The organism is Hyphomicrobium methylovorum (assembly GCF_013626205.1).
GTDB classification, from domain to species: domain Bacteria; phylum Pseudomonadota; class Alphaproteobacteria; order Rhizobiales; family Hyphomicrobiaceae; genus Hyphomicrobium_B; species Hyphomicrobium_B methylovorum.
This window is the reverse complement of sequence record NZ_QHJE01000001.1, coordinates 412462-429575: the sequence shown is the minus strand read 5'-3', so window position 1 is coordinate 429575 and position 17114 is coordinate 412462. Positions and strand designations below refer to the sequence as shown.

Here is a 17114-nt window from a genome sequence, read left to right as displayed (position 1 = left end):
CGGTATTCAGGGACCCTGAGGCGTCGCAATTAAATCGCGGGTCCGCCCCCGCTTACGAGAGCACGAAGGGACCGAAATGGCTCAAACCCTCACCAGCCGCAAACGCCTCCGCAAGCAATTTGGTTCGATCGGCGAAGTCGCTGAGATGCCGAACCTCATCGAGGTTCAAAAAGCGTCCTATGATGACTTCTTGATGGTGAAAGAACCGCCCGGCGGCCGTCAGGATGATTTCGGCCTGCAGTCGGTGTTCAAGGGCGTTTTCCCGATTTCCGATTTCGCCGGTAAATCGACTCTCGAATTCGTCAGCTACGAGTTCGAAGCGCCGAAGTTCGACGTCGACGAGTGTATGCAGCGCGACATGACGTACGCAGCGCCGCTCAAGGTGAAGCTGCGCCTGATCGTGTTCGATATCAACGAAGAAACCGGCTCGAAGTCGATCAAGGACGTTAAGGAGCAGGACGTTTACATGGGCGACATGCCCCTGATGACGCTCAACGGCACCTTCATCATCAACGGCACCGAGCGCGTAATCGTCTCGCAGATGCACCGCTCGCCGGGCGTCTTCTTCGATCACGATCGCGGTAAGACGCATTCGTCCGGCAAGCTGCTGTTCGCTGCTCGCATCATTCCCTATCGCGGTTCGTGGCTCGATTTCGAGTTCGACGCGAAGGACAACGTCTATGTGCGTATCGACCGTCGCCGCAAGCTGCCGGTGACGACGATGCTGTATGCGCTGGGCCTCGATGACGAGCAGATCCTGTCGCACTTCTACAAGCACATTCTGATCAAGGAATCGAAGCGCGGCTGGAAGATGCCGTACATCGCCGAGAAGTTCCGCGGCATCACACCTCTGTCCGACATCGCAGACGCCAAGACCGGCGAAGTGATCGCCCGTCAGGGTGAGAAGATCACGGCGCGGCGCTCGCGTGAGCTTGCCGAAAACGGCGTGAAGGAAATCCTGATCTCCGCTGACGATCTGGCGGGCCGCTTCATCGGCGAAGATATCGTCGATCTCGAAACGGGCAAGATCTTCGCTGAAGCAGGCGACGAACTCGATGCCAACTTGCTGGCCGAGCTCAAGGAACAGAAGGTCAAGGAATTTAACATCCTCGACATCGACTACGTCAATGTCGGCGCCTTCATCCGCAACACGCTCAACATCGATAAGAACGCCAATCAGCAGGAAGCGCTGATGGACGTCTATCGTGTGATGCGTCCTGGCGAACCGCCGACGATCGAAGCCGCGACTGCGCTGTTCCACGGCCTGTTCTTCGATCCGGAGCGCTTTGATCTCTCGGCTGTTGGCCGCGTGAAGATGAACATGCGCCTCGAACTCGATGCGCCCGATACGATGCGCGTGCTCCGCAAGGAAGACATCCTCGCGGTCGTGAAGACGCTTGTCGATCTGCGTGACGGCAAGGGTGAGATCGACGACATCGACCATCTCGGCAACCGCCGCGTTCGCTCGGTCGGCGAGCTGATGGAAAATCAGTATCGCGTCGGTCTGCTCCGCATGGAGCGCGCCATCAAGGAACGCATGTCGAGCGTCGACATCGACACCGTGATGCCGCAGGACCTGATCAACGCGAAGCCGGCGGCCGCCGCCGTGCGCGAATTCTTCGGTTCCTCGCAGCTCTCGCAGTTCATGGACCAGACCAACCCGCTTTCCGAGATTACGCACAAGCGTCGTCTTTCGGCGCTTGGACCGGGCGGCTTGACGCGTGAACGCGCAGGCTTCGAAGTCCGCGACGTGCATCCCACACACTACGGCCGTATCTGCCCGATTGAAACGCCGGAAGGTCCGAACATCGGCCTCATCAACTCGCTCGCGACGTTCGCGCGCGTGAACAAGTATGGCTTCATCGAAAGCCCATACCGCAAGGTCATCAACGGCCGCGTGACGAACGATGTCGTCTATCTCTCCGCCATGGAAGAGATGCGCCACCACGTTGCTCAGGCGAACGCTGAGATCGACGCCAAGGGCAAGATGACGGAAGACTTGGTCACCGTTCGTCACCAGGGCGACGTCATGCTCGTGCCGACCGATCGCGTCGATTACATCGACGTGTCGCCGAAGCAGCTCGTCTCCGTCGCGGCAGCGCTCATCCCGTTCCTTGAGAACGACGACGCCAACCGCGCTCTGATGGGCTCGAACATGCAGCGTCAGGCCGTTCCGCTCGTGAAGGCGGAAGCGCCGCTCGTCGGCACCGGCATGGAAGAGCGCGTGGCGCACGACTCGGGCGCAGCGATCGCTGCGCGCCGCACCGGCATCGTCGATCAGGTGGACGCAACGCGTATCGTTATCCGCGCGACGGAAGAGACCGATCCCTCGAAGCCGGGCGTGGACATCTATCGTCTGCGCAAGTTCCAGCGTTCGAACCAGAACACGTGCATCAACCAGCGGCCGTTGATCAACGTTGGCGACCACGTTCGCGCTGGCGAAATCATCGCCGATGGTCCCTCGACCGAGTTCGGCGAACTGGCTCTCGGCAAGAACGTGCTCGTCGCGTTCATGCCGTGGATGGGCTACAACTTCGAAGACTCGATTTTGATGAACGAGCGCGTCGTCTCTGAAGACGTGTTCACCTCGATCCACATCGAGGAATTCGAGGTGATGGCTCGCGACACCAAGCTCGGGCCGGAAGAAATCACGCGCGATATTCCGAACGTTTCGGAAGAAGCGCTGAAGAACCTCGACGAAGCTGGCATCGTCTATATCGGCGCCGAAGTGCATCCGGGCGACATCCTCGTCGGCAAGATTACGCCGAAGGGCGAAAGCCCGATGACGCCGGAAGAAAAGCTTCTGCGCGCGATCTTCGGTGAGAAGGCTTCTGACGTCCGCGATACCTCGCTTCGTCTGCCGCCCGGCGTGGCCGGAACGATCGTCGAAGTGCGCGTCTTCAACCGTCACGGCGTCGAAAAAGACGAACGTGCGATGGCGATCGAGCGCGAGGAAATCGAACGTCTCGCGAAGGACCGCGACGACGAATTGCAGATCCTCGACCGCAACGTCTACGCACGTCTCAAAGACGCGCTGATGGGCAAGGAAGTCTCCAAGGGTCCGAAGAATGCTCGCAAGGGCACGGTGATCGACCTCGAGATCCTTGACGATATTCCGCGCAGCCAGTGGTGGGAAATCGGCCTGGCCAACGAGAAGGCACAGGCAGAGGTCGAAGCCATCCAGAAGCAGTACGAGGACGCCAAGAAGGGCCTCGGTCTTCGCTTTGCCGATAAGGTCGACAAGCTGCAGCGCGGTGACGAGATGCCTCCGGGCGTCATGAAGATGGTCAAGGTCTTCGTCGCCGTGAAGCGCAAGATCCAGCCGGGCGATAAGATGGCCGGCCGCCATGGCAACAAAGGCGTCGTTTCGATGATCGTGCCGTCTGAGGACATGCCGTTCCTCGAAGACGGAACGCCGGTCGACGTCGTGCTCAATCCGCTCGGCGTGCCGAGCCGCATGAACGTCGGACAGATTCTCGAAACGCACCTTGGCTGGGCGTGCCGTGGTCTGGGCCGCTTGATCGATGACGCCTTGCACCAGTTCCACGAAAGCGGACAGGCGAAGGCGCTGCGCGACCAGATGACGAAAGTCTACGGCGCCGGAGAGATCAAAGCCTCGATGAAGGATGAAGAGCTGGCGGGTCTTGCTGAAAACCTGAAGACCGGCGTTCCGATTGCGACGCCCGTGTTCAACGGCGCACGCGAGAAGGACATCGTCGAAATGCTCGAACTCGCGGGCTTCGATACGTCGGGACAGGTAACGCTGTTCGACGGCCGCACGGGCGAACCGTTCGATCGTAAGGTGACGGTTGGCTACAAGTACGTTCTGAAGCTGCACCATCTTGTCGACGACAAGATCCATGCTCGCTCGATCGGACCGTACTCGCTGGTCACGCAGCAGCCGTTGGGCGGTAAGGCTCAGTTCGGCGGACAGCGTTTCGGCGAAATGGAAGTCTGGGCGCTCGAAGCATACGGCGCTGCTTACACGCTGCAGGAAATGCTGACGGTCAAGTCAGACGACGTTGCTGGCCGCACCAAGGTCTACGAGGCCATCGTGCGTGGTGACGATGCATTCGAAGCAGGCGTGCCGGAAAGCTTCAACGTTCTGGTCAAGGAAATGCGAGCACTCGGATTGAACGTCGAGCTGCTCAATTCCGATGCACCGGCCAACGATGCCACGCCGCCGGACGAGGAACCGGAGGCACCGCCACAGGCGCAATTGCCGCCCGCAGCAGCCGAGTAAGAAACACGAGTGGCCTTCGTTCCGGGATCCGGAGCGGAGGCCTCCGACACTAACATTTTTGTCCACGGGAGCGGCTTCGCGGGCCGATCCCCTTAGGAGACAGCCGAATGAACGAAATCACCAATATTTTCAAATCGCAGGCTCCGATCCCGACGTTCGATCAGATCCGTATCTCGATCGCGTCGCCCGAGGACATCCTGTCGTGGTCCTTCGGCGAGATCAAAAAGCCCGAGACGATCAACTACCGCACGTTCAAGCCGGAGCGCGATGGCCTCTTCTGTGCGCGCATCTTTGGTCCGATCAAGGACTATGAGTGCCTTTGCGGCAAGTACAAGCGCATGAAGTACAAGGGCCTGATCTGCGAAAAGTGCGGCGTTGAAGTGACGCTCGCAAAGGTCCGTCGCGAGCGCATGGGCCACATCGAGCTCGCCGCGCCAGTTGCACACATCTGGTTCCTGAAGTCGCTGCCCTCGCGCATCGGCCTCCTGATGGATATGGCGCTGAAGGATCTTGAGCGCGTTCTCTATTTCGAAAACTACGTCGTCATCGAGCCGGGCACGACGCCGTTCGCAGAGCGCCAGCTTCTCACGGAAGAGCAGTACAATCAGGCGATCGAGGAATTCGGCGCCGACACCTTCACCGCCGGCATCGGCGCTGAAGCGATCCGCGAACTGCTGTCCGCGATGGATCTGCCGAAGATCGCCATCGATCTGCGTCAGGAAATCGCCGAAGCGACGACCGAACTGAAGCCGAAGAAGCTCGGCAAGCGCCTGAAGGTCATCGAAGCCTTCATGGAATCGGGCAACCGTCCGGAATGGATGATCCTGACTCAGGTTCCGGTCATCCCGCCGGAATTGCGTCCGCTCGTTCCGCTGGATGGCGGCCGTTTCGCAACGTCCGACCTGAACGACCTCTATCGCCGCGTCATCAACCGCAACAATCGTCTGAAGCGGCTGATGGAACTGCGCGCGCCGGACATCATCATCCGCAACGAAAAGCGCATGCTTCAGGAAGCTGTCGACGCGCTCTTCGATAACGGCCGTCGTGGTCGCGTCATCACGGGCGCGAACAAGCGTCCGCTGAAGTCGCTCGCCGACATGCTGAAGGGCAAGCAGGGCCGCTTCCGTCAGAACTTGCTCGGCAAGCGCGTCGACTATTCCGGCCGCTCGGTCATCGTCGTCGGTCCCGAACTGAAATTGCATCAGTGCGGCCTGCCGAAGAAGATGGCGCTCGAACTCTTCAAGCCGTTCATCTACGCGCGCTTGCAGACGCTCGGCCAGGCAGCCACCGTCAAGCAGGCGAAGAAGCTCGTCGAAAAGGAAAAGCCGGAAGTCTGGGACGTCCTCGACGAAGTCATTCGCGAGCATCCCGTGATGCTGAACCGCGCACCGACGCTGCATCGCCTCGGCATTCAGGCGTTTGAGCCACAACTCATCGAAGGCAAGGCGATCCAGCTTCATCCGCTGGTTTGCGCAGCCTTCAACGCTGACTTCGACGGCGACCAGATGGCCGTGCACGTTCCGCTGTCGCTTGAAGCGCAGCTGGAAGCGCGCGTGCTGATGATGTCGACGAACAACATTCTGCATCCCGCGAACGGCCAGCCGATCATCGTGCCCTCGCAGGACATCGTTCTCGGCCTCTATTACCTCTCGATGCAGCGTGACGGCGAACCGGGCGAAGGCATGATGCTCGGCTCGATCAACGAAGTGCATCACGCGCTCGAAGCCAAGGCTGTGTCACTGCACGCCAAGGTGAAGGGCCGCTTCGTCACGGTTGATGATGAAGGTAACGAGCTTATCGAAATCCACGAGACGACTCCGGGCCGCTTGCTCCTCGCAGAGCATCTGCCGAAGTCGGGCAAGGTGAAGTTCGCACTCGCCAACCAGCTTCTGACGAAGCGGAACATCTCCGGCATGATCGATGCCGTCTACCGTAACTGCGGTCAGAAGGAGACGGTGATCTTCTGCGACAGGATCATGTCGCTAGGGTTCCACCATGCGTTCAAGGCCGGCATCTCGTTCGGCAAGGACGACATGCAGATCCCGGACACCAAAGAGAAGATCGTCGAAAAGACCAACGTCGAAGTTCGCGACTTCGAGCAGCAGTATCAGGACGGTCTGATCACGCAGCTCGAGAAGTACAACAAGGTCGTCGACGCTTGGTCGCGTTGCACGGACTTGATCGCGAAGGAAATGATGGATCGCATTTCGGCAGTCCAGAAGGACTCGGCCGGTCGCGAACGTCAGATCAACTCGGTCTACATGATGAGCCACTCGGGTGCGCGCGGTTCGCCGGCGCAGATGAAGCAGCTCGCCGGTATGCGCGGCCTGATGACGAAGCCCTCGGGCGAAATCATCGAGACGCCGATCATTTCGAACTTCAAGGAAGGCCTGTCCGTTCTAGAGTACTTCAACTCGACGCACGGCGCCCGTAAGGGTCTGGCCGATACGGCCTTGAAGACGGCGAACTCCGGCTACCTGACGCGTCGTCTCGTCGACGTTGCGCAGGACGCCATCATCTCCGAAGTCGATTGCGGAACCGACGAAGGCATCAACGTGCAGGCGGTCGTTGACGCCGGTCAGGTGATCGTGTCGCTCGCGGCACGCGTGCTCGGCCGTACGGCAGCAGAAGACATCAAGCATCCGACGACGGGCGAAGTCATCGTCGAGAATGGCGAACTGATCGAGGAACGGCACGCCGAAGCCATCGGCAAGGCTGAGATTCAGGAAGTTCGCATCCGCTCGGTGTTGACCTGCGAAACGATCAGCGGCGTCTGCGCGAAGTGCTACGGTCGCGACCTCGCACGCGGCACGCCGGTGAACATCGGCGAAGCCGTCGGCGTCATCGCGGCTCAGTCGATCGGCGAACCCGGCACGCAGCTCACGATGCGTACGTTCCACATCGGCGGCACGGCCAACCTCGTCGATTCATCGTTCATCGAGTCGAACTTCAACGGCACGGTGAAGCTGAAGAATCGCGCGATCGCCAAGGACTCGAAGGGTCAGAACGTCGCCACCAGCCGGATCATGTCGGTCATCATCGTTGACCAGTCCGGCAAGGAACTCGCGACGCACAAGATCACCTACGGCGCCCGCATCTTCGTGGATGAAGGCGATACCGTGAAGCGCGGCACCAAGATCGCGCAGTGGGATCCATACACCCGTCCGATTCTGTCGGAAGCCAACGGCACCGTCGATTTCGAAGATCTGATCGAAGGCGCATCCGTGCGCGAACAGACCGACGAAATGAAGGGCACGTCGAACCGCGTCATCGTCGATTGGCGTGCGTCTCCGCGTGGCGCTGAGCTGAAGCCGGCGATCGTCATCAAGGACAGCAAAGGCAAGCCGATCAAGGTCGCGCGTGGCGGTGATGCGCGTTACTTGCTCTCAGTCGAAGCTGTGCTCTCGGTCGATCGCGGCGCGGAGGTCAAGGCGGGCGACGTTCTCGCGCGTATTCCGACCGCGTCTGCAAAATCGGGCGACATCACCGGCGGTCTGCCGCGCGTTGCGGAACTCTTCGAGGCCCGGCGTCCGAAGGATCACGCGATCCTCGCGGAAGTCTCCGGCACGGTCGAGTTCGGCAAGGACTACAAGAACAAGCAGCGCATCCATATCAAGCCGGATGACGAAACGGTTGAAGCGGTCGAATACCTGATCCCGCGCGGCAAGAGCCTCGCGGTTCAGCACGGCGACCGTGTCGAGCGTGGCGACTTTGTCTACGACGGCAATCCGGCTCCGCATGACATTCTGGCGATCAAGGGCGTCGAGGAACTCGCGAACTACCTGATCAACGAAATCCAGGACGTCTACCGACTCCAGGGCGTGACGATCAACGACAAGCACATCGAAGTGATCGTTCGGCAGATGCTGCAGAAGGTGGAGATCACCGACGCGGGCGAGACCGAGCTGATCAAGGGCGAGCAGCTTGACCGCATCGAGTACGATGAGGTCAACGCCGCAGCGGAGAAGGCGGGCAAGCGCGTAGCATCGGCAACCCCAGTGCTCCTGGGCATCACCAAGGCTTCGCTGCAGACGCGTTCGTTCATCTCGGCAGCGTCCTTCCAGGAAACGACACGCGTCCTCACAGACGCCGCCGTCAACGGCAAGTCGGATACGCTCGAAGGCCTGAAGGAGAACGTCATCGTTGGCCGCCTCATCCCGGCGGGCACGGGCGGCATGCTGCGTCAGCTCCGCAAGGTTGCAACGCAGCGTGACGAGCTGATCGCAAAGGAAAAGGCGAAATCCGCCAACCTGCCGTCACCCGATGGGGCGACCGGTCCGGGCGCGCGCCGTCGCCGCCGTCCGGCGGAAGAGGCCGCCGAGTAGGGCAGCCTTCGTCTTCTCGGATCACAAGAATTGTTGGCCGCTCCTCGCAAGGGGGCGGCCTTCTTCTTGGCGGGGTCAGGGCTGAGACCGAGCAGTCCGATTCCCGGCTTAAAAAGAAATTACATCCCGCGATGCGAAAAGAATCCGGGTTGGAACGGCAAGAAACGATCGATCCGACAACGGGTCGCAGGTCGAAATTGCCTTTAAGCGCGCGAATTTCTGAAATTAATTTCGATGCCGCGCCGAGTGGCTGTTGACCAATATGGCCGGTGTGTATATAGCTCCGCCCACTCTCACGGTAGGTGGTAGACCTTTCGGCGCTTCGCGCCTTTTCCTGGTCTAAACGCTATCGTCCATAAAGCAGAGCACATCGACGGGCCAAGATCTGTTACCCTTACAAAGGGCGGCATGATCCTCTGGTTTTTTACTTGCTAGGGGCGGACTTCGCGCACCTGGCAGGTTTGTTTGGCGCATTCCAATGGATGCGTCCCGAAGTCAGGATTGGGCGAATGCCGACGATACAACAGTTGATCCGGAAGCCGCGGGTAAAGCCGGTCTATCGCGAGAAGTCGCGCCACATGGAAGCGTGCCCGCAGAAACGCGGTGTTTGCACGCGCGTGTACACGACGACACCGAAGAAGCCGAACTCCGCGCTTCGTAAGGTTGCGAAGATCCGTCTCACGAACGGCTATGAAGTAATCGGCTACATCCCGGGCGAAGGTCATAACCTTCAGGAGCACTCTGTCGTGCTCATCCGCGGCGGCCGCGTAAAGGACCTTCCCGGTGTCCGTTATCATATCGTCCGCGGCGTGCTCGACACGCAGGGCGTTGCGGCACGCCGTCAGCGGCGTTCGAAATACGGTGCGAAGCGGCCTAAGTAATAGGCTGCAAATCGGGCCGGACGATCTGGCCCACCAACATTAGAATTGAAGCGAAGGGCCAGCCATAATGTCTCGTCGTCACGCGGCGCAAAAGCGGGAAGTGATCCCGGATCCGAAGTTCAACGACCTCGTCGTCACCAAGTTCATGAACGCGGTGATGGAACACGGCAAGAAGTCGGTCGCCGAGCGCATGGTTTACGGCGCCTTCGACAAGATGGAACAGAAGGGCAAAGCAAACCCGCTCGACCTGTTCCGTCAGGCGCTCGACAACGTGATGCCGGCCGTTGAGGTCCGCTCGCGTCGCGTCGGCGGTGCCACGTATCAGGTGCCGGTCGAAGTTCGCAACGAGCGTCGTCAGGCCCTCGCGATCCGTTGGCTTATTGCAGCCGCTCGTTCGCGCAATGAATCGACGCTGATTGACAAGCTCTCGGGCGAATTGCTCGACGCCGCAAGCAACCGCGGCACGGCCGTCAAGAAGCGTGAAGACACGCACAAGATGGCTGAAGCCAACCGCGCCTTCTCGCACTATCGCTGGTAGGCGGCGCGGACTGACCTTTTTGCTCTAAGGATTTCGAGGCACAGAATGGCCCGGCAATACGCGATTGAGGACTACCGCAACTTCGGCATCATGGCTCACATTGATGCTGGCAAGACGACGACGACTGAGCGGATCCTCTATTTCACCGGCAGGAACTACAAGATCGGCGAGACGCATGATGGCGCCTCGACGATGGACTTTATGGATCAGGAAGCCGAGCGCGGCATCACGATCACGTCCGCTGCTACGACGTGCTTCTGGGTTCGTAACAACAAGAAGCATCGCCTCAACATCATCGACACCCCAGGCCACGTCGACTTCACCATCGAAGTCGAACGCAGCTTGCGCGTGCTCGACGGCGCTGTGTGCGTTCTCGACTCCAACCAGGGCGTCGAGCCGCAGACGGAAACCGTCTGGCGTCAGGGCGACAAGTACAACGTTCCGCGCATCATCTTCTCCAACAAGATGGACAAGACCGGCGCTGACTTCTTCATGTGCCTCGCCGATATCAAGGACAAGCTTGGCGCGAAAGCCGTGCCGCTGCAGATTCCGATTGGCGCGGAAGCGGACTTCCGTGGCGTGATCGACCTTATCCGTATGAAGGCCCTCACCTGGGACGGCGACGGCAAGGACACGACGATGATCGAGGGTGAGATCCCGGCCGATCTCGCCGACAAGGCTGCGGAATACCGCGCCAGCATGATCGAAGCTGCCGTCGAGATGGACGATGCTGCGCTTGAAGCCTTCCTCGAAGGCAAAGAGCCGGACGAAGCAACGCTTCGCAAGCTGATCCGTAAAGCGACCGTTACGCGCGCATTCTATCCGATGATGTGCGGCTCGGCGTTTAAGAACAAAGGCGTCCAGCCTCTTCTTGACGCTGTCGTGGATTTCCTTCCGTCGCCCGTTGATCGTGAAGCCTATAAGGGCATCGATCCGAAGACCGGCGGAGAGCTTCTGCGCCGTCCGTCCGATAGCGAACCGCTTTCGCTCATCGCGTTCAAGATCATGAGCTTCGAGCACGTTGGCTCGATCACGTTCTGCCGCATCTACTCGGGTAAGCTCGAGCAGGGTATGGCGCTCGCCAATACCACGCGCGACAAGAAAGAACGTGCCGGCCGCATGTATCTGATGCACGCCGCTGATCGCGAAGAAATCAAGGAAGCGTTTGCGGGCGACATCGTTGCTCTGCAGGGCCTCAAGGATACCCGCACCGGCGAAACGCTGTGCGATCCGCAGAAGCCCGTCATTCTCGAAAAGATGGAATTCCCGAATCCCGTCATTGAAATGAAGATCGAGCCGAAGACGAAGGCCGACCAGGAAAAGATGGCGATTGCCCTCAATACGATGGCACTCGAAGATCCGTCCTTCCGCGTCTCGGTCGACTCGGAATCGGGCGAAACGATTCTGAAGGGCATGGGCGAACTTCATCTCGACATCAAAGTCGACATCCTGAGGCGCACCTATAACGTCGAAGCGAACACGGGCGCACCGCAGGTCGCCTATCGCGAGACGCTCGCCCGCGCGACGGACATCGATTACACGCATAAGAAGCAGACGGGCGGTACGGGCCAGTTCGCTCGCGTGAAGCTGAAGCTCGAGCCGAACGAAGTCGGCAAGGGCAACGAGTTCTCGACCACGATCGTCGGCGGTTCGATCCCGAAGGAATACATTCCGGGCGTCGAAAAGGGCGTTCAGTCGGTCTGGGACAACGGCATTCTGATCGGCTTCCCGATGGTGGACATGAAGGTCAACCTTTATGACGGCGCGTTCCACGAAGTGGACTCGTCCGCCATCGCCTTCGAAATCGCAACGCGTGCTGCGATGAAGGAAGGTTGTGAGAAGGCTGGCGTTAAGCTGCTCGAGCCCATCATGGACGTTGAAGTGGTCTCGCCTGGCGAGTTCGTCGGTGGTGTCATCGGCGACATCAACTCGCGGCGCGGTCAGATCCGCGATCAGCAGATGCGCGGCAACGCAACCGTAATCCGCGCATTTGTGCCGCTGGCCAACATGTTCGGTTACATCAACACACTGCGTTCGATGTCGACGGGTCGTGCTCAATACACGATGCAGTTCGCACACTATTCGGACGTGCCAAGGAACGTCGCCGACGAAGTGAAGGCGAAGTACGCCTAATACGAACAGCCGAAAGGCAAGCCTCGGCCGTGATCGGGTAGATCACCGTTGCGGCTGAAAGTTGAACTAAGATGGGCCGAGTAAGCCCAAGAACGATAGCTAAAGTGGAGAGCCTACGATGGCCAAAGCAAAATTTGAGCGGAACAAGCCGCACTGCAACGTCGGCACAATTGGACACGTCGACCACGGCAAGACGACGCTAACGGCCGCGTTGACGAAGGTTTCGGCCGATCGCGGCTGGACGTCGACCTCCATCGCTTACGACGAAGTTGCGAAGGCATCTGAATCGCAAGGCCGTCGCGACCCGACGAAGATTCTGACGATCGCAACCTCGCACGTTGAGTACGCGACGCCGAACCGTCACTACGCACACGTCGACTGCCCAGGCCACGCCGACTACGTGAAGAACATGATCACCGGCGCCGCGCAGATGGACGGCGCGATCCTCGTCGTGTCGGCCGTTGACGGCCCGATGCCCCAGACGCGTGAGCACATCCTGCTCGCTCGCCAGGTTGGCGTTCCGAAGATCGTCGTCTTCTTGAACAAGTGCGATATCGTCGAAGACGAAGAGCTTCTCGACCTCGTCGAAATGGAAGTTCGCGAACTTCTCTCGAAGTACAACTTCCCGGGCGACGACACGCCGGTTATCCGCGGTGCAGCCGTCAAGGCGCTGAACGGCGAAAAGGGCCCGCTGGCTGACGAAGCCATCATCAAGCTCTACGAAGCGATGGACACCTTCATTCCGATCCCGGATCGTCCGAAGGATCAGCCGTTCCTGATGCCGATCGAAGACGTGTTCTCGATCTCGGGTCGCGGCACCGTCGTCACCGGCCGTATCGAACGCGGCGTGATCAAGGTTGGCGAAGAAGTCGAAATCGTCGGCATCCGCGACACGCAGAAGTCGGTTGTTACCGGCGTCGAAATGTTCCGCAAGCTGCTCGACTCGGGCGAAGCCGGCGACAACGTCGGTTGCCTCCTGCGCGGCATCGACAAGGAAGCTGTTGAGCGTGGCCAGGTTCTCTGCAAGCCGGGCTCTGTTAAGCCGCACAAGAAGTTCGCTGCTGAGGCCTACATCCTGAACAAGGAAGAAGGCGGCCGTCATACGCCGTTCTTCACGAACTACCGGCCCCAGTTCTATTTCCGTACGACCGACGTGACCGGAACCGTCCAGCTCGCTGAAGGCACCGAAATGGTTATGCCGGGCGACAACGTCTCCGTAACTGTCGAGCTCGTCTCGCCGATCGCCATGGAAGAGAAGGTGCGCTTCGCAATTCGCGAAGGCGGCCGCACCGTTGGCGCCGGCGTCGTTACGAAAATTCTCGAGTAGTAGGGGTCTTCCTTTTCTCCACCGCTTCTAGCGGTGGGGAAGGGGAGAGTGGAGCAAACAATGCACGGCCAAAACATCCGCATCCGGCTCAAGGCGTTCGATCATCGCATTCTTGATGCATCGACCCGCGAGATCGTGAACACGGCGAAGCGCACCGGCGCCGAAGTCCGTGGCCCGATTCCGCTGCCGACGCGCATCGAGCGCTTCACAGTCAACCGCTCGCCGCACATCGACAAGAAGAGCCGCGAGCAGTTTGAAATGCGCACCCATAAACGGCTTCTCGACATCGTCGATCCGACACCGCAGACGGTCGACGCATTGATGAAGCTTGATCTCGCTGCCGGCGTCGACGTCGAGATCAAACTCTGAACCAATAAAAGGGCCCTCTGGCGGTAACGCGAACGGCCCCAACGATAGGAAGGAATGCACATGCGTTCCGGGGTAATTGCACAGAAGGTGGGCATGACCCGCATCTTCACGGAAGCGGGAGAGCATGTCCCGGTGACCGTGTTGCGGCTCGATGGCCTGCAGGTTCTTTCTCACCGTACGGACGAGAAGAACGGATACACCGCGATTCAGGTCGGCGGCGGTACGCGGAAGCCCTCGCGCTTGACGAAGGCTGAGCGCGGCACGTTCGCGAAGGCCGAAGTCGAACCGAAGCGGAAGATAGCAGAGTTCCGTGTCAGTCCTGAGAACCTCATCGAGGTGGGCGCCGAAATCACGGCCGACCATTTCGTTGCCGGTCAGTTCGTGGACGTCACGGGCACTACGCAGGGTAAAGGGTTCCAGGGCGCCATGAAGCGCTGGAACTTCGGCGGCATGCGCGCCACCCACGGCGTCTCGATCACGCACCGTGCACATGGTTCGACCGGTCAGCGTCAGGACCCCGGCAAGGTGTTCAAAGGTAAGAAGATGGCGGGTCATCTGGGTGACGAACGCGTCACCACGCAGAACCTCGTCGTCGCAAAGATCGACAAGGCACGTGGCCTTGTAATGGTTCGCGGTGCAGTTCCGGGATCGAAGGGTGGCTGGGTCGTCGTTCGCGATGCGGTGAAGAAAGCCGCGCCCGCTGATCTGCCGAAGCCCGGCGCCTTCAAGGCGCGCGGCGAAATGAAGAAGGAAGGCGCGTGATGAAAGCCGAAGTCACGAGCATCGATGCCGCCAAGGCTGGCGATATCGATTTGCCGGATGAGATTTTCGGGCTCGAAGTCCGCAACGATCTCATTCACCGCATGGTGCGCTACCAGACGCTGAAGCGTATGGCTGGCACGCATCACGCTCAGGATCGTTCTGAAGTGGCCGTCACCGGCAAGAAGAGCGTCAAGCAGAAGGGCTCTGGCGGAGCTCGTCATGGCGACAAGTCGGCTCCGCAGTTCCGCGGCGGCGGCAAGGCGTTCGGACCGAAGCCGCGCTCGCACGCTATCGAGCTGCCGAAGAAGGTTCGCGCGCTCGCTCTGCGTCATGCGCTTTCGTCGAAAGCCAAGGCCGGTGAGATCGTTGTGATCGACAAGGCGACGTCGGCCGAAGGCAAGACGTCGGCTCTGAAGAAGCAGTTCGCAGCGCTCTCGCTCGATAACGCGCTCATCATTGATGGTGCGGAACTCGAAGTCGCGTTCGCCCGTGCGGCCCGCAACATTCCGAATATCGACGTGCTCCCTGTTCAGGGCATCAACGTCTACGACATTCTCCGTCGTAAGAAGCTGGTGTTGACGCGGGCGGCCGTTGCTGCGCTGGAGGCGCGCTTCAAATGACGCTGAAACGCACCGCATATGACGTCATCGTTGCGCCGGTCATCACCGAAAAGGCGACGCTGGCGTCCGAAGCAAACCAGGTGATCTTCAAGGTCAACCCGAACGCGACGAAGCCCGAGATCAAGGCTGCGATCGAGACCCTGTTCAAGGTCAAGGTCAAAGCCGTGAACACGATCGTTCGCAAGGGCAAGCTGAGGACGTTCCGCGGCGTCAAGGCCGTGTTGAGCGACACGAAGAGAGCCGTTGTAACGCTCGAAGACGGGCAGTCGATCGACGTGACGACAGGGCTCTGAAAGGTAACGCATTATGGCGCTTAAGACATACAACCCGACGTCGCCCGGACGCCGCCACCTGATCCAGGTCGATAAATCGACGCTGTGGAAGGGCAAGCCCGTCAAGATGCTCGTTGAGGGCAAGTCGAAGACGGGTGGACGCAACAACGACGGCCGCATCACGTCTCGCCACATCGGCGGCGGCGCGAAGCAGGCTTATCGCCGGATCGATTTCCGCCGTCGCAAGTTCGACACGCCGGCAAACGTCGAGCGCCTGGAATACGATCCCAACCGCACAGCCTTCATCGCACTGATCAAGTACGAAGATGGCACGCAGGCTTACATTCTCGCGCCGCAGCGCCTTGGCGTTGGCGACACAGTCGTGTCGGGCTCGAAGGTTGACGTGAAGCCGGGCAACGCAATGCCACTCTCGGCAATGCCGATCGGCACGATCGTCCATAACGTCGAAATGAAGCCCGGCAAGGGCGGTCAGATCGCTCGTTCGGCTGGTTCGTTCGTTCAGCTCGTTGGCCGTGACTCTGGCTTTGCAGTTCTGCGTCTTAACTCGGGTGAAACCCGCAAGGTCGGCGCCGAATGCCTGGCGACCGTCGGCGCGGTGTCGAACCCCGATCACATGAACACCGTCACCGGCAAGGCTGGCCGCACACGCTGGCAGGGCCGCCGTCCGACGGTTCGCTCGATCGCAATGAACCCGGTCGATCACCCCAACGGTGGTCGTACGAAGGGCGGCAAGCACTGGGCAACGCCTTGGGGCAAGCCGACCAAGGGCTTCAAGACTCGCAAGAACAAGACGACCACGAAATATATCGTTCGCTCACGCCAGAAGGCGAAGTAAGCGGCGCCCTGAAGGAGACGCATTTTGACACGTTCAGTTTGGAAAGGCCCGTTCGTCGACGGTTACCTCCTGAAGAAGGCGGAGAAATCGCGCGCGTCGGGCAGGAACGAGGTGATCAAGATCTGGAGCCGTCGCTCTACGATCCTGCCTCAGTTCGTCGGTCTCACCTTCGGTGTGCACAACGGTCAGAAGCACATTCCGGTCGTCGTGACTGAAGACATGATCGGCCACAAGTTCGGTGAATTTTCCCCGACCCGTATTTTCCACGGTCACGGCGGCGATAAGAAATCGGTGAGGAAGTAATGGGCAAGCCAAGCCATCAGCGACGCCTCCCGGAGAACGAGGCACAGGCGGTCGTGAGATCGTTGCGTGTCTCGCCGCAGAAGCTCAACCTCGTTGCCGGACTTATTCGCGGCAAGAAGGTCGATCGTGCGCTCGCAGAACTCGAGTTCAGCGAGAAGCGCATCGCGGGCGACGTCAGAAAGTGCGTGATGAGCGCTGTTGCGAACGCCGAGAACAATCATTCTCTCGACGTGAACGACCTGATCGTGGCCGAAGCCTTTGTTGGCAAGAACCTCGTGATGAAGCGCTTCCACGCTCGCGGCCGCGGCCGCGGCGCGCCGATCCTGAAGCCCTTCTCGCAGTTGACCGTAATCGTCCGCCAGGTCGAAGAAGACAAGGCAGACAAGAAGAAGCCGTCAAAGAAGGCCGCCAAGACAACGTCTCGTAAGCCTGCCGCAAAGGCAGCATCGGACGAGGCTGCTGCGACGTCCAAGGAGGCCAAATAA

General features: G+C 59.9%; 13 protein-coding genes. All 13 read left to right on the top strand.

The window, feature by feature from the left end; genetic code table 11:
* Nucleotides 1-76 precede the first annotated feature (76 nt).
* The 13 genes from rpoB to rplV all read left to right on the top strand — a co-directional run bounded on the left by rpoB (nucleotide 77) and on the right by rplV (nucleotide 17114).
* Nucleotides 77-4243 (top strand): DNA-directed RNA polymerase subunit beta, encoded by a 4167-nt coding sequence (gene rpoB, locus DLM45_RS02115; protein WP_181335346.1) that lies wholly within the window; start codon nucleotides 77-79, stop codon nucleotides 4241-4243.
* A gap of 107 nt (nucleotides 4244-4350) precedes the next feature.
* A complete protein-coding gene (rpoC, locus tag DLM45_RS02110; protein ID WP_181335345.1) occupies nucleotides 4351-8568 on the top strand; it encodes a DNA-directed RNA polymerase subunit beta' in 4218 nt (1405 codons plus the stop codon).
* A gap of 509 nt (nucleotides 8569-9077) precedes the next feature.
* Nucleotides 9078-9449: a 30S ribosomal protein S12 gene (gene rpsL / locus DLM45_RS02105; RefSeq protein ID WP_015598237.1), complete on the top strand. Its 372-nt coding sequence runs from the start codon at nucleotides 9078-9080 to the stop codon at nucleotides 9447-9449.
* A 67-nt stretch (nucleotides 9450-9516) separates the two neighbouring features.
* Complete coding sequence (gene rpsG, locus DLM45_RS02100; RefSeq protein WP_181335344.1) at nucleotides 9517-9987, top strand: 30S ribosomal protein S7; 471 nt, start codon at nucleotides 9517-9519, stop codon at nucleotides 9985-9987.
* 45 nt (nucleotides 9988-10032) lie between these two features.
* The gene (fusA, locus tag DLM45_RS02095) at nucleotides 10033-12120 is read left to right on the top strand and encodes an elongation factor G (protein ID WP_181335343.1); all 2088 of its coding nucleotides are present in this window, start codon (nucleotides 10033-10035) and stop codon (nucleotides 12118-12120) included.
* Between the two features lie 118 nt (nucleotides 12121-12238).
* Nucleotides 12239-13447, top strand: a complete 1209-nt coding sequence (gene tuf / locus DLM45_RS02090) for an elongation factor Tu (protein WP_181335342.1) — start codon at nucleotides 12239-12241, stop codon at nucleotides 13445-13447.
* A gap of 60 nt (nucleotides 13448-13507) precedes the next feature.
* The gene (rpsJ, locus tag DLM45_RS02085) at nucleotides 13508-13816 is read left to right on the top strand and encodes a 30S ribosomal protein S10 (protein WP_013215045.1); all 309 of its coding nucleotides are present in this window, start codon (nucleotides 13508-13510) and stop codon (nucleotides 13814-13816) included.
* Nucleotides 13817-13876: 60 nt separating this feature from the next.
* Nucleotides 13877-14578, top strand: a complete 702-nt coding sequence (gene rplC, locus DLM45_RS02080) for a 50S ribosomal protein L3 (protein ID WP_181335341.1) — start codon at nucleotides 13877-13879, stop codon at nucleotides 14576-14578.
* The gene (gene rplD, locus DLM45_RS02075; RefSeq protein WP_181335340.1) at nucleotides 14578-15198 is read left to right on the top strand and encodes a 50S ribosomal protein L4; all 621 of its coding nucleotides are present in this window, start codon (nucleotides 14578-14580) and stop codon (nucleotides 15196-15198) included. Before rplC ends, rplD begins: the two co-directional genes overlap by 1 nt.
* Nucleotides 15195-15491 (top strand): 50S ribosomal protein L23, encoded by a 297-nt coding sequence (locus DLM45_RS02070; RefSeq protein ID WP_181335339.1) that lies wholly within the window; start codon nucleotides 15195-15197, stop codon nucleotides 15489-15491. Before rplD ends, DLM45_RS02070 begins: the two co-directional genes overlap by 4 nt.
* A 13-nt stretch (nucleotides 15492-15504) precedes the next feature.
* Nucleotides 15505-16326 carry a 50S ribosomal protein L2 gene (gene rplB, locus DLM45_RS02065; protein ID WP_181335338.1) on the top strand — a complete coding sequence of 274 codons (822 nt, stop codon included), beginning with the start codon at nucleotides 15505-15507 and terminating at the stop codon, nucleotides 16324-16326.
* A 24-nt stretch (nucleotides 16327-16350) separates the two neighbouring features.
* Complete coding sequence (gene rpsS, locus DLM45_RS02060; RefSeq protein ID WP_181335337.1) at nucleotides 16351-16629, top strand: 30S ribosomal protein S19; 279 nt, start codon at nucleotides 16351-16353, stop codon at nucleotides 16627-16629.
* Complete coding sequence (rplV, locus tag DLM45_RS02055; RefSeq protein WP_181335336.1) at nucleotides 16629-17114, top strand: 50S ribosomal protein L22; 486 nt, start codon at nucleotides 16629-16631, stop codon at nucleotides 17112-17114. The genes rpsS and rplV overlap by 1 nt, the downstream gene beginning before the upstream one ends.

Bases quoted from the DNA above. Each gene is read 5' to 3' on its own strand.
- rpoB (WP_181335346.1), top strand. From the start codon at position 77: ATGGCTCAAACCCTCACCAGCCGCAAACGCCTCCGCAAGCAATTTGGT.
- rpoC (WP_181335345.1), top strand. From the start codon at position 4,351: ATGAACGAAATCACCAATATTTTCAAATCGCAGGCTCCGATCCCGACG.
- rpsL (WP_015598237.1), top strand. From the start codon at position 9,078: ATGCCGACGATACAACAGTTGATCCGGAAGCCGCGGGTAAAGCCGGTC.
- rpsG (WP_181335344.1), top strand. From the start codon at position 9,517: ATGTCTCGTCGTCACGCGGCGCAAAAGCGGGAAGTGATCCCGGATCCG.
- fusA (WP_181335343.1), top strand. From the start codon at position 10,033: ATGGCCCGGCAATACGCGATTGAGGACTACCGCAACTTCGGCATCATG.
- tuf (WP_181335342.1), top strand. From the start codon at position 12,239: ATGGCCAAAGCAAAATTTGAGCGGAACAAGCCGCACTGCAACGTCGGC.
- rpsJ (WP_013215045.1), top strand. From the start codon at position 13,508: ATGCACGGCCAAAACATCCGCATCCGGCTCAAGGCGTTCGATCATCGC.
- rplC (WP_181335341.1), top strand. From the start codon at position 13,877: ATGCGTTCCGGGGTAATTGCACAGAAGGTGGGCATGACCCGCATCTTC.
- rplD (WP_181335340.1), top strand. From the start codon at position 14,578: ATGAAAGCCGAAGTCACGAGCATCGATGCCGCCAAGGCTGGCGATATC.
- DLM45_RS02070 (WP_181335339.1), top strand. From the start codon at position 15,195: ATGACGCTGAAACGCACCGCATATGACGTCATCGTTGCGCCGGTCATC.
- rplB (WP_181335338.1), top strand. From the start codon at position 15,505: ATGGCGCTTAAGACATACAACCCGACGTCGCCCGGACGCCGCCACCTG.
- rplV (WP_181335336.1), top strand. From the start codon at position 16,629: ATGGGCAAGCCAAGCCATCAGCGACGCCTCCCGGAGAACGAGGCACAG.